This is a genomic window from Dapis hubbardiae BLCC-M172 (assembly GCF_050016015.1).
Taxonomy (GTDB): domain Bacteria; phylum Cyanobacteriota; class Cyanobacteriia; order Cyanobacteriales; family Microcoleaceae; genus Trichodesmium.
The window spans coordinates 1-12854 of the sequence record NZ_JBNHEQ010000054.1 but is presented as its reverse complement, the minus strand read 5'-3'; the positions used below and the strand labels follow the sequence as shown (position 1 = coordinate 12854).

13 protein-coding genes are annotated in these 12854 nt (G+C 36.7%); 8 read left to right on the top strand and 5 right to left on the bottom strand.

Features of this window, described 5'->3' with window-relative positions; genetic code table 11:
* Together ACP6PK_RS05670 and ACP6PK_RS05665 are read right to left on the bottom strand one after the other, a co-directional pair.
* On the bottom strand, window positions 1-300 hold a 300-nt coding region (locus ACP6PK_RS05670; protein WP_426558516.1), incomplete at its 3' end, for a hypothetical protein.
* 44 nt (window positions 301-344) lie between these two features.
* Entirely contained in the window at window positions 345-707 is a 363-nt protein-coding gene (locus ACP6PK_RS05665; RefSeq protein ID WP_426558514.1) for a hypothetical protein, read from the bottom strand.
* Window positions 708-1004: 297 nt separating this feature from the next.
* On the opposite strand from ACP6PK_RS05665, the gene ACP6PK_RS05660 reads away from it, so the two are divergent.
* The 4 genes from ACP6PK_RS05660 to ACP6PK_RS05645 all read left to right on the top strand — a co-directional run bounded on the left by ACP6PK_RS05660 (window position 1005) and on the right by ACP6PK_RS05645 (window position 4774).
* The gene (locus ACP6PK_RS05660; RefSeq protein WP_426558512.1) at window positions 1005-1871 is read left to right on the top strand and encodes a hypothetical protein; all 867 of its coding nucleotides are present in this window, start codon (window positions 1005-1007) and stop codon (window positions 1869-1871) included.
* Complete coding sequence (locus ACP6PK_RS05655; protein ID WP_426558510.1) at window positions 1798-2382, top strand: hypothetical protein; 585 nt, start codon at window positions 1798-1800, stop codon at window positions 2380-2382. Before ACP6PK_RS05660 ends, ACP6PK_RS05655 begins: the two co-directional genes overlap by 74 nt.
* A 313-nt stretch (window positions 2383-2695) precedes the next feature.
* On the top strand, window positions 2696-2989 hold the full coding sequence (locus tag ACP6PK_RS05650; protein WP_426558508.1) for a hypothetical protein: 294 nt from the start codon (window positions 2696-2698) through the stop codon (window positions 2987-2989).
* A gap of 351 nt (window positions 2990-3340) precedes the next feature.
* A complete protein-coding gene (locus tag ACP6PK_RS05645) occupies window positions 3341-4774 on the top strand; it encodes an IS110 family transposase (RefSeq protein WP_426558506.1) in 1434 nt (477 codons plus the stop codon).
* Window positions 4775-4839: 65 nt separating this feature from the next.
* Here ACP6PK_RS05645 and ACP6PK_RS05640 read toward each other — a convergent pair whose 3' ends face one another.
* Together ACP6PK_RS05640 and ACP6PK_RS05635 are read right to left on the bottom strand one after the other, a co-directional pair.
* The gene (locus ACP6PK_RS05640) at window positions 4840-5058 is read right to left on the bottom strand and encodes a hypothetical protein (protein ID WP_426558504.1); all 219 of its coding nucleotides are present in this window, start codon (window positions 5056-5058) and stop codon (window positions 4840-4842) included.
* Between the two features lie 311 nt (window positions 5059-5369).
* The gene (locus ACP6PK_RS05635) at window positions 5370-6050 is read right to left on the bottom strand and encodes a DUF3611 family protein (RefSeq protein WP_426558502.1); all 681 of its coding nucleotides are present in this window, start codon (window positions 6048-6050) and stop codon (window positions 5370-5372) included.
* Between the two features lie 221 nt (window positions 6051-6271).
* On the opposite strand from ACP6PK_RS05635, the gene hflX reads away from it, so the two are divergent.
* From hflX to gshB, 3 genes are all read left to right on the top strand, one after another.
* The gene (gene hflX / locus ACP6PK_RS05630; protein WP_426558500.1) at window positions 6272-7996 is read left to right on the top strand and encodes a GTPase HflX; all 1725 of its coding nucleotides are present in this window, start codon (window positions 6272-6274) and stop codon (window positions 7994-7996) included.
* Between the two features lie 483 nt (window positions 7997-8479).
* On the top strand, window positions 8480-8740 hold the full coding sequence (grxC, locus tag ACP6PK_RS05625; RefSeq protein ID WP_094678872.1) for a glutaredoxin 3: 261 nt from the start codon (window positions 8480-8482) through the stop codon (window positions 8738-8740).
* Window positions 8741-8868: 128 nt separating this feature from the next.
* A complete protein-coding gene (gene gshB / locus ACP6PK_RS05620) occupies window positions 8869-9834 on the top strand; it encodes a glutathione synthase (RefSeq protein WP_426558498.1) in 966 nt (321 codons plus the stop codon).
* A 495-nt stretch (window positions 9835-10329) separates the two neighbouring features.
* Here the strand turns inward: gshB and ACP6PK_RS05615 are convergent, their stop codons facing one another.
* The gene (locus ACP6PK_RS05615) at window positions 10330-10461 is read right to left on the bottom strand and encodes a hypothetical protein (RefSeq protein WP_256386713.1); all 132 of its coding nucleotides are present in this window, start codon (window positions 10459-10461) and stop codon (window positions 10330-10332) included.
* A gap of 180 nt (window positions 10462-10641) precedes the next feature.
* Between ACP6PK_RS05615 and ACP6PK_RS05610 the strand changes: the two genes are divergently transcribed.
* A complete protein-coding gene (locus tag ACP6PK_RS05610) occupies window positions 10642-11766 on the top strand; it encodes a Gfo/Idh/MocA family protein (RefSeq protein ID WP_094678868.1) in 1125 nt (374 codons plus the stop codon).
* Window positions 11767-12854 lie beyond the last annotated feature (1088 nt).

The following is a 12854-nucleotide window of genomic DNA, read 5'->3' as shown; positions in this document are numbered from 1 at the left end:
GATGTGAGTTTTGAGCTTTAATATCCTGTTTGCTGATAAGGAAATTTGCTCCCCATAGGGTAAAGTATCACATCTTTTACTATTAGGATGCTCAGTGAAAATTACCATTCCCTCTCCTTGGGTTCTCCAGTAGGGAAAAGGTAGGAGAATTAATTTTAAGTCATTAATACTTATTAGTTGCTCAGGGGGTCCAGGGAAGTAAGCAACGTGTAGGTGTTGATGGTAGTGGTTAAGTTGGAAAATTTTCCCGGTAAATTCTCCAGCGGTAATTTTGGCAAATTGTTGATGTAGGATTTTCATGGCATAAAATTACCACCTACATTGCTGTAGGTGGCACCCTGATTTTATTCTTCTTCTGCTAAAGTTTGGGCAAGTTCCACCTTCATCAACTCTAAAAGCTCAATCTCCTTATCACACTTATCTGCTTGGCTGTTATACCATTCTAGGCAGTCTACAGCTTCTTTTTTGCGGTCTTTCCAGGATTGAATTAGGCGGTCAATAAGTTTCCCAACTGTTGCGCTGACGAAACTTTTAATTTTATTTCCCCTCGACCGATTTTCTCCATCAGGTCTGACCGACTCAGCCCCAGAGTAGTCGCTTGATTCATTAGTCCCTGCGCTGCTGTTGAGGTTACTCTTACTGTCACTGAAGTATCCTTCATCTCTCCGTGTTGCTTGTGTTTTGCTTTTTTCATTTTGTACACTCATGTGATTTTGTCCTTTAGTGTAGCATTTTGTAATGTAAATATTATAACGCAGATATTGACAATTTAAATTATCTGCATTACAATATTGATATAAGCAAAAAAACAGCTTGACACGACGGACATACATCAGGAGGTGAGGCCAAGGCCAATCATTGTGAAGCGTTCCCAATAACAAGGATAATGACAGTTATTCTTATCTGACATAGAAACGGTATTTCAATCCGGAAACTGACTGGCATTCTCCTTTACTGCCCAGTTTCCTTCCTTAAAATAATTAACTAAGATTTTAATAAGAAAAATGGCTAAGAAACCTTTAGCTCATGGTTTTGAAATGACCTGTACAGCCGATAATCTTCCATCTTGGGCTGTCCGAATTGAAAAAGCTTTTTGTGATTGCTTTTTAGAAAGACATTGGCTAAGAAAGGCTGAAGACATAACCCAAAAACAATTAGAAATGATTGAAGCTAGATATTCATACATTAAAGAAGGCATTTATTTGCAGTCTTTTAGAATGTTTAAAGCTTATCAAGGTAGAGGGTTTAAAACCTTCAGGCAATACTGTGAACAGGGAATTAAAAAGCCTTATATTTGGGCAAAAAATACTATTAAAGCTGCTCAAATTTCTTGGGGATTGTTGATGCAAGGATTTACAGAATTGCCAGATAATGTCAGTCAAGCTGTTCGCTTTGCAGAATCTAATAAGAAAGTAGAGGAGCAGAAACCAGATATGGGAGAAAACTGGAAAGAAGTATTAAACGCTGCTAGAAAACAGAAAAAACCTTTAACAGCTAATTTCATAGAAAGAAATATTGTAGGAGAAATTTCTGAGTCAATGGCTACTGCAAAATTGCCCAGAGATGTTTGGGAGAAATTAGCAGAAAAAGCTCATAAAAAAGGCAAGTCTACTCAAAAACTATTGAAGGAAATAGTTGAAAATTATTTAAGTGATAAAAATTTAGGCTCGGAATTGCCAGAAACCGAGCCTACCAACGAAGATGAAATTACAGAAGTAGATGAAGAAAAATTAGAATATTGGGTACAGGATGTCCAAGATTTAGTCAACGAAAGCAACAAAGAATTAGGTAATAATTATGACACAACCTCAAACGGTTCGACAATACCGGAAGTTTTTCGCAGACCGGGGGATTTCTCACCTGGAGATTAAGGAAAAGTATGGCGATTTGAGACGCCATGACACTTGGCAGAAGGCTTACGGAGATTATACTTATCCTAATCTGCCAATAATTAAAGCTATTAGTGAGGCGATCGCCGAAAAAGAAAACCAAAAACCTTTAAAGCCTACTCCCTTAATAGATGTAGAAGTTGTGGAAGTTGCAGAAGTTGCAAAAACTGAAAAAAGTTCCAGCACTTTGGAAGAAACTTCTAAATTAGTTCCATCAACTGGACATTTAGCTAGGACAGACAGGGTTGATGAGCTAACCCGTTCAAACCCTTATGACTTTGATGTCCTGGAGGTTGACTTAGGAGTTCTGCTAACCCCACAACAACCCCTACCAGACAGGACAATGCCTCCGCATAAACGAGATTTACTACCGGATATGGGTAAACTTACCATAGTCCAATGGCGCGGATTGCCCCTAAAAGTCTCTGTAAAATTTTCCTCGATACAAAGAAGGGAGCGATCGCCCCCTCGATACAAAAATGCTACACCCTAAAATCAATGTATTCCTTGTACGTCAAAGCTTTACCGTCATGGAAAAAGGTAAAAAACAGCGTAAAATATTTGAAAAAATCGCATTAGCCCAACCTATTTGTTTTGAATTATCTCTCCTAGATATTTATTATCTGTGCAAGGGGTTAAGTTTGTGGTTGGACAAATTTCCTCGCACGCAATTCACTAGAAAACTGTTCTTAAAACTAAGAACAAATTTAACTGTCAAATTTCCGCATTTGACAGAAGACATACATTATTTATTACCCGAAAAAAAGGATTAAAAACAAGATGAAAGAAAAGGTTGGGATTTGTCTTTGTTTAAAATAGAAAATAAACATTTTTTTGAATTTAAGTTTTATCGCGCAAAAGGCTTAAATAGTATTGCTGTAAACTTAGATTATTTAATTAGCATTTCAAGTTGTTACAGTGATAACCCTTCTGCTATTTATTTAGCTTTTGATAGAGAAATTCCTTTTTTAAAAGAAGAAATAAAAGGCTGCAAAAGCAAGCTTATTGAATTTTGGAATAATAATGTTGTAATTATCTATGACGCAAGCAATTGTAGCGATATGCTTTATACATTATTAATACAACCACGAACAAGATAAACCGCCTGATGACTAACTAATTGTTAGGGCACTTCACCAGGAACGGGTGAAAATGTCTGAGTGAGATTCTCAAGAAACTTCCACGCCTGGGAGTTGCGGTCGAGGGTAGCTCCCAAAACCGTCGGTTGCGAGTCACATCGCGATTGTTAGGTCAGAGGCAAGGCACAAACCTTAAGTGAGAAGTGGTCAGCAATTGACTTTAGTTCTTCATGGGTTTACCTTGCTTCTGACTTAAGCTGGTAGAAGTCTTAAGAGTGAATTGATTGTCACAAATTTCGGGTGATTCCTGGACTATTGAAACCAGTTTGAAACAGCTAAAACCCAAGATACACAGAACCTTGAAAATTTAATATGAGAATTATCGGCGGGGATGTTTGCAAGTCTTCTCTAGTTTGTTGGGAGTTAGTCCAACAACCAGGAAAATTGAGACAAATATTTAGCAATGAAAAACGAAAGTTTTCTAAGACTAAGCCAGACCCCTTGACTTTTCATGCCAATAAATTAAGTTTGCTAGATTTTGAAAATTATCTACTAGGTAATCACGATTTAGCAAAGGCAAAAGTTAAAGCTGATGCTCTAGTGCTGGAGCCTACTGGTATTCACTATGCTAAAGTTTGGGCGATTGTTGCTGAATATGTTGGTGTTGAGGTTAAGTGGGTAGGTCATCAAGAATCAGTATTTACTCGGCGGTCGGAGCGATTGCCAAATAAAAACGACCAAGCTGATGCTTTGGCTTTAGCTGCTTACACTTGGAATCACTGGGAACAGAGTGAATGTTTTTTAGATTTCCAACCTAATCCGATTGCTGAAATTAGAAATTTGTATTATCAGATAAATTCTTTACTCAGAATCCAATCACCTTTGATAAATAGGACTAGGCAACAATTAGCTGAAGAATTCCCAGAGGCTGCTAATGCTGACTCTGAAAATTCTAAGATAGACGGTCTTAAGCCTTTGTTTGTTTGGTTGGCTGACTATCCTAGGACTAAAGTCAGGCAAAGCAACACCTGGAAAAATAATTATTCTAAAAGCTGTTTGCTTAGATATGGTGTAGAAATTTCTCAGTTTACTAAGGATTTTAGTGGATTACTTTGCCAAGTACACGAGTTAGAATTTCAATACCGTTCAAAGTTAATTCAGTTAGTTAATAGTGAAGTTTTCAAAAACTATAATTTAGTATTTAATGAGTTTGACTTTAACTACAAACTCCGAGCTATTATCCTAATTCAAATTTTTCCACTCACTAGATTTTCCAGTCGTGCTGCCTTCAAGCGGAGGTTAGGTATGGGAAAGGAACAGCACCAAAGTGGAGATATGCAGTTTTTCAGAAATTCTGGCAGCTCCGAAGCCAAAAGTCAGCTTTTACTTTGGTGTCGGTTGAAAATAGTTAATCCAAAATGTCGTCCGATTACTCCAATCGCTAAAGAGTTAGGTCGCAAATATGATGAACTACTAGTTAAATATTCTAGTGATGGAAACTCAAGAAAAGTTCAAAGCATTACTAGGTACTTTGATAAGCAGATTGAGGCGATCGCGAAAATAGAAGCTTCAATGGCTGAAAACCCTGACAGTGCAACGCTTTTACAAATTAAGGCTATCAAACTTAGTACAGTTCAAGCTAAAGAAAGTTTTCTCTTGGCGGCTGAATCAGGAGTAGAGATTAACTTGCCAGGAATTGAAAATGCAGAAAGAGCCAGAGGATTTAAAACCTTAATTGCCTTTAAAGCTATCTCCCTGACTCTTAGAAGGTTGTGGCCTATGCTTAAAAAAGCCACTTGTTCTTAAAAACTGATTAGTAAAATGTACCCAAAAAGATTAGGAGATAAGGAATATTTTATCTCCTTTATTACTCAGAGTGAAGAACTAGGAGAACTGCTAAGATGACTAGCTACACGAAAAGCCCAGATTGATAGGAAGCCAGCAAATACAATAGCTAACAATGATGGCCATTGTGGAATGCCTAAAACTCCTACTTGAATAGACCACTGATAGATGAGCCTTATTATGTGAAAGAATCCAACTAGAGCAAAAACTGAGCCAGAAATTAACAAGTATAATCTTTCGGTCATATTTTTCACCTCCGGTCAACTAGGATTTAATTGTCTGTGATGCTCCCGTGATTGACGCTATCGCTTGCCTCCTACTGAGGAACTACGCTTTTGATGTCATGGTTTTATGTTAGGAAGCAAAACAGTAAAGTTTTCCGATGCTCCTTTACGGCAGTCGGAACTTCCTTAAGGGTATTTCCCTTGACAGCATTTTATAGTGAAGTTTATATTCTGCCCCACTTACTTTTGATTATACACTATAAAAATGGGATCTGCTGATTTTTGCTTTACTGTTGATGAGTTACCCACTTTTGATATTGATCCTAAAAAGCTTAAGAATGGTGAGAATGATGTTGACTAACCAAACCTAAAAGCCACAAAGCAACTATAATACCCACTAACTCAGCAGCAATGGTACTTAACATCGCTTGTACCCCTACCATATCTAAGGGTACAACTAAAGTACCTCTGTTAATTATGGCTTGATTACTACCGGGAGTGCTAATTACTGAGGCTCCTTGGGGAATAGATAACATTTGCCATAACAAGGTTGCTACTTTACCCATAGCAACTACTACTGCACAAAACATTCCTAAAATATTAGCAATTAACCCAATCCATAAACATTGAATTACCTCTGCTTTTGGAGGACGCATCTGAGGGTTTTCTAGCTTTTCAGATAACTTTACATAACGAAAACACCAGTAAATAGTAAAAATCAGTGCTGATAGACAACCAAAGGCTAAAAATTCTCCTATGTATAAATTTCCTGGTCTAGTATAGTCAGGATTATTAGTAAAAAATAGGGCAAATATCAAAATAATAATTGGAATAAAAGCAAATACTATTTGCACCCAAAAACCAACCCAACCCCAACGACGAAAAGCAAAAGCAATTTCTTGAACAGTTGGTGGAGAAGAGTTTTCCATTAAGAAATTAAACATAGTTACTTGTCCGATAAAATCATCTTTTGATATATCATAAGCAAGAAAAAAATTTTGATTATTTAGCAATCCTAAAATTGGTTATGATAATTTTTATAACAGTTAGTTTTAAGTGAAAACCTTTGAAATTATCACTCCTGAGTCCTGTAGGGGCGAATTCCTGCGGAATGCTGCGCAAACACGATTCGCCCCTACCACCAAAACTTAAATAGAACTGCTATAATAAAACATTTATATATTTATAATAATCAAAAGTAGTATATAGAGGGGCCACAAGAACGTGGCTAGGAATGCCTATCGAAACCATCTACGGGAATCTACAAGGTCTAAAATCTAACCAACTTAAACAACTACAAAGGTTGTACCATCAGCGAGTGCCTGGCGATCGCCTAACTACCTCTGAATTTGCCCAAAGAGTCGCCTCTATCAGTACAGAAGTTGGCCAACCAGTTTGTGTATACATTAATCGTAGGGGACAAATTATCCGGGTGGGAATTGGCACACCCCGCCAAACCCAAATCCCGCCCCTGGAATTACCCCGTTATGGTGCAGGTCGTCTGAGTGGTATTCGTTGTATCGCTACTAACCTGAAAGCAGAAGTGCCTTCGGAAGGTACTTTGACTGCAATGGTAATTCAACGACTTGATGCTCTGGTGATGCTGACCCTCACAGGTGAAGGGTTTAAACGTCGGGGTGGAGGTGCTACAGGTTACATTAAACAAACTTATCTAGCTCACCTATTACCTATTCCTACACATGAACGTGAAAATACAGACCTTCAAGAGCTGAATTTTTGGAGCGTGTCGCCTCCTCTCAGTCTGGATATGCTTGCCAAACAAGACTTTATCGACTTAGTTGATGGATTGGAAGCAGAATTTGAGCGAGAATTTATTGCTCAAGAAGTTGATTCTGAACAAGATTTAGTGCTGTTGGTGGGGCTAAAAATAGATAAAATGACTAATCAGCAATTTGAAGATGGATTGGCCGAACTAGCTCGACTTGTTGATACTGCTGGAGGTCAGGTATTAAAGACAGTACATCAGAAGCGATCGCATCCCCATCCCCAAACTGTGGTAGGAGAGGGTAAAGTTCAAGAAATTGCTTTGAGCGTTCAAACTGTGGGAGCTAACCTCGTTGTATTTGACCGCGACTTATCCCCTGCTCAAGTACGCAACTTAGAAACAAAAATTGGTGTTAGAGTTGTAGACCGCACCGAAGTTATTCTGGATATTTTTGCCCAACGCGCTCAATCTCGCGCGGGAAAATTACAGGTCGAACTTGCTCAACTAGAATATACTATTCCCCGTCTTACAGGTCGAGGTGAAGCGATGTCTCGTCTTGGTGGTGGTATTGGTACGAGAGGACCTGGTGAAACTAAATTAGAAACAGAACGTCGGGCAATTAATGCTAGAATATCTCGGTTACAGAAAGAGGTTAATCAGTTACAAGCCCATCGTTCCCGTCTACGGCAACATCGTCAGCGCCAAGAAGTACCAACAGTGGCAATAGTTGGATATACGAATGCTGGTAAGTCTACATTATTAAATACACTTACTAATTCAGAAGTTTATGCAGCAGACAAATTATTTGCTACTCTAGACCCTATTACTCGTCGCCTGACTGTTCCTGATGCTATTACGAATAAACCAACTACAATTGTAATTACTGACACTGTGGGATTTATTCACGAACTACCACCTACTCTGATGGATGCTTTTCGGGCAACTCTGGAAGAGGTGACAGATGCAGATGCTTTGCTTCATGTGGTGGATCTATCTCATCCCGCTTGGCAAAGTCAAATACGTTCTGTGATGACTATTTTGGCGGAAATGCCAGAAACTCCAGGACCAGCTTTAGTTGCCTTTAACAAAATTGATGAAGTAGATGGAGATACTTTAAGATTTGCTAACGAAGAATATCCAATGGCGGTATTTATTTCTGCTGCTCAGGGACTTGGTTTAGAAACTTTGCGTCAACGACTCGCGCAGCTTATTGATTATGTTATTGCTTCTTGAAGGAAGAAGGAAGAGGGAAGAAGGTAGAAGGGAAATTGTTGTTTTTAACAATAGACATCTCCAATAATAAAAAATTAAATCAATTATCCTAGTCTTATATCATGTCTGGTTGAATAGTTATAACTAAGCTCGTAGTAGGGCTTCAGCCCTATCTTTAGTTCGGGCTAAAGCCCTACTACAAACAAAAACTTTTTGTTCGTTTATTATCCGGATATGATATTATTCATCAATTCTTTACTTTCTCATCCTTACCGAATTATTAATTACTAATAATTAATAATTAAATAATTCAGGTTTAAAGCCTCCCCTTGGATAGGGGAAAATAAAGAAATAATATTTCCTGATATTCAATCAAGAATGGTTTTAACCAGAGGTAATTATCAATTATCCATTATCCATTATCGATTAATGAATCCCTACTCTCTAAATTTAACCAATTAATATTACAATAGGTTAAGAAATATTATTTATGGGTAATCCATTATGTCTGCTAACGTAGAAATTTACACCTGGTCAAGTTGTCCATTTTGCATTCGTGCTAAAGCCCTTTTAGATAAAAAACAAGTAAACTATCAGGAATACGCTATAGATGGCGATGAGGTAGAACGAGAAAAGATGGCCAATAGAGCAAATGGCCGTCGTTCTTTGCCACAAATCTTTATCAATGACCAACATATTGGGGGTTGTGATGATCTATATGGACTAGAAGCTCAAGGGAAACTAGATCAACTTCTAGAAGTTTAGTATCAATTTCGGTAAGACAAAAACTTTACTGGAATTTATTATTTTTTAGGGGTAATTCTTGTTTTAAGATGATTATTTCCCCCTACTTGATGACTCAAAATATTTTAAACTAATTAACAAAATTAAAGATGAAATTTGCATTCATCATAGACCCCATAGACAAACTTAACCCAGTTCACGATAGCACGGTTGCACTAATGGAAGCTGCTCAAGAACTTGGTCACGAAGTTTGGATAACGGAAATTAATCAGCTAACTATTATTGATAGTCAAACCTGGGCAACAATTCAGCGGGTACATTTTATCCCAATTGAAAGGGTAGAGAATCATTGGGTGGCAAGTAACCCTTGGTATGATTTAGGAAAAACTATGCTGGAACCATTAGAGTCTATGGATGCTGTATTTATGCGGCAAGATCCACCAGTAACAATTCCTTATCTTTATACTACCTATCTTCTAGACTATATTAATCCAGAAAAAACTTTAGTAATAAATTCTCCTCAAGGGTTACGCGCTGCTAATGAAAAAATGTATGCTTTGCAATTTATAAAAGCAATTCCTAACACAATTGTTAGTCAAAATAAACAGGTAATTAGAGAATTTTTAGAGTCACAAGGAGCAGCAGTTTTAAAACCTTTGGGTGGAAAAGCTGGGGAGGGAATTTTATTTTTAGAACCTACAGATAAAAATTTTAATTCCTTGATAGAAATTAGTACAAAACAAGGTCAAGAACCTGTGATGGTTCAGAGTTATTTACCAGCAGCAAAAGAAGGAGATAAGCGAATTATTATGTTGAATGGTAAACCTATTGGGGCAGTAAATAGGATTCCTACTGGCAAAGAATTTCGAGGAAATATGGCAGTGGGAGGTAGGGTTGCTCAGACAGAAATTACAGAAAGGGAGTATGAAATTTGTGAGTATTTAGCACCTAAATTAGTAGCGGATGGTTTATATTTTGTTGGTATAGATGTGATTGGTGGTTATCTGACAGAGGTTAATGTTACAAGTCCGACAGGAATTAGAGAAATTGACTTACTTGATAATGTTAACTTGGGGAAACAAGTAATAGAATGGGCTATTTCAGTTATCAGTTAACAGTTAGCCTCCTATGGTCGTAACTGCGTTAACAGTTATCAGTACCTCTGACTATTTGCGCAGCATTCCGTAGGAAACCATCGGGATTAAAATACTAAATTGATTTTTTTCATCCCCTTAAAAGGGGAGGCTAATAACCTTATTTTTTGGTGATGGATAATGAATAATTAATAATTAATTATCCATTATTAATTATTATTAATACAGCGCTTTCCACTGTTATGAGGTACATTGATTATAGTAGATTTGCTAATTTTGAGTGAAAACTTAATTCCAGACTTCAAAAACTATTTAAAAATTTAGTGCCACTGTACTTCATCAACATGGAATTTGCTGTAATTATTCATTATGAATTATCTATGATTCTAGTAGATTTGCTAATTTTGAGTGAAAACTTAATTCCAGACTTCAAAAACTGTTTAAAAATTTAGTGCCACCGTACTTCATCAACCTGAAATTCGCTGTAATTATTCATTATCAATTATCAATTATCCATTATCGACTGTTATGAGGTACAATCATCCCTGGCAAGATGCCCGCAATACAATATTTTTGCCATTTACCTTGTACATCATTTGCCCGAAATATGCTGTAAATAATTATCCATTGTTCATTATCAATTATCAATTATCAATTATCCATGATTCTAGTAAATTTGCTAATTTTGAGTGAAAATTTAATTCCATACTTCAAAAACTATTTAAAAATTTAGTGCCACCGTACTTCATCAACCTGGAATCCACTGTAAGTATTCATTATCAATTATCAATTATCAATTATCAATTAATAAATCCTTCTTAATAAACAATGAACAATCAAACTATTGGCGTAGCAGTTATCGGTACAGGATTTGGTCAAAAAGTACATATACCAGGTCTACAAGCACATCATAAAACTGAAGTATTAGCTGTTTATAATCCAGATTTAGAAAAAGCTAAATCAATTGCATTAAATCATAATATTCCTCATGCTTGTAATACCATAGAAGAGATAATTTCCCTACCTGAAGTTAGTGCTGTAACAATTTCAACTCCACCATTTCTCCATTATGAAATGGCAAAGCAAGTATTATCCGCAGGCAAACATTTATTGTTAGAAAAACCCACAACTTTAAAAGTAGAAGAAGCTCAAGAATTATATCATATTGCTGCTACTAATAAATGTGTAGCAACTATGGATTTTGAGTTTCGTTATATTCCTGCTTGGCAACTATTTGCCGAAATTTTAGCAGATGGATATGTGGGGGATAAACACCTAATTAAAATTGATTGGTTAGCATCAAGTCGCGCTAACCCAAATCGTCCTTGGAATTGGTATTCTCAAAAGGATAAAGGAGGTGGTGCATTAGGAGCGATCGCTTCCCATACTTTTGATTATGTTAATTGGTTATTTGGTCCTGCTAAAAAACTTTGGGGACAACTTAATACTTCTATTAAAACTCGCCCCGATCCGACTGTAGGAGACCAATTAAAACCAGTAGATGCTGATGATACTTGTAATATTATGTTAGAGTTGGCAGATGGTACTCCCTGTCAAATTTGTATTAGTTCTGTCACCTATCAAGGGCGTGGTCATTGGGTAGAAGTTTATGGTAGTAAAGGTACTTTAATTGTTGGTAGTAATAATCAAAAAGATTATGTGCATGGGTTTAAAGTTTGGGGTTCTCAAAATGGGGATAATTTAGCAGAAATAAATATTCCTGAAAGGTTAGATTTTCCCAAAGTTTATTCTGATGGTAGAATTGCACCTTTTATTCGAGTAGTTGATAATTGGGTACAAGCAATAGAGGCAGAAAAATCTGTAGTTCCATCTCTAAAAGAGGGTATTTATTCTCAGTTATTAATGGATTTAACCCATGAATCTAATTTAACTGGTACTTGGGTAAATGTGCCAGATTTAGATGAATTTATCGAAAATACAAGTAGCTTTTAAAAAAAGCGGTCAGCAGTCAGCGGTCAGCTTTTTTAGAAGGAGATTTAAACCTCTCCTAAAATTAAACGACAAGCTAGAAGTCGGGGATTTAGACCCAAGCTTTTCCGTTCCGGAATGCTCCGCAAACAGATACCTAATTAGGGTTTGCTGAATAAAGTCTTTTAGTAAGGGTAGGAGTTAGGAGTCAGGATAAATGGGTATGGGAGCGAGGAGGTAGTGGGAGGAATTATCACTTAATTGTTCCTGTAATATTGAGCCAAAAATGCTAACTTTTTGAACCTAAATGACCTAAAATTTCGTACTTTTTCCAGACCAAAAAAGGCGAAAATTTTTATCTATTAAGGCTTTTATATTTAGTCAGCAAGCCCTAATTATATGTACAAATTTTTAGGCTAATAGCTGGTTAATGTTAGTATTCAGCTATATCTATGTATGAGTTATTAACTCATTCTGATTGAGATAAAATTCCCTATAAATAAGTTGTTCTAAAAGTAGGGAATTAAATTATTCCATTTCAAAAAAAAGAATGCTACAAATCAAATAGTTTCAAACTTTGGATGTGAAATAATTTCCTGAAATTATCGAATGATTAATAATTATTAGTTATTAATTAAATAATTCAGGATATTCAATTCCGTTGCAGTTTTCCTTGAGGTAATTATCAATTAATGAATGTAGCACCTTTCATGTTGCGCAAGGAAAAGTTTTGAGCCGATAAAATCTAACTTTTGACTGTCTTGAGTGCGTCTTATACCAATTCCCATGCATTATTGCTATACTTGGGCGATACTTCAGTTATTAACTGATCGATACAATCAGAATTATTTTTTTGCTGGTTTTCGCTAGTTTAATGTTAATTATTCTTATGTTTGCTTCTCCGGTACGGACGTTGCACAGGCAAAAATGCGTTTTCCGTTCCGGAATGCTGCCTCTTACAGAGGAGCTGCGCTAACGCTTTTTCCTTCGGAATGCTAGCGCAAACATGTCGCGCAGCGTTAACGGAGTTGTGCGAAGCAAAACGCAAACATGTTGGGCAGCAAAACGTCCCTACACTCCCCTACTCCCCTACTCTGAAATAGATAAAGTTT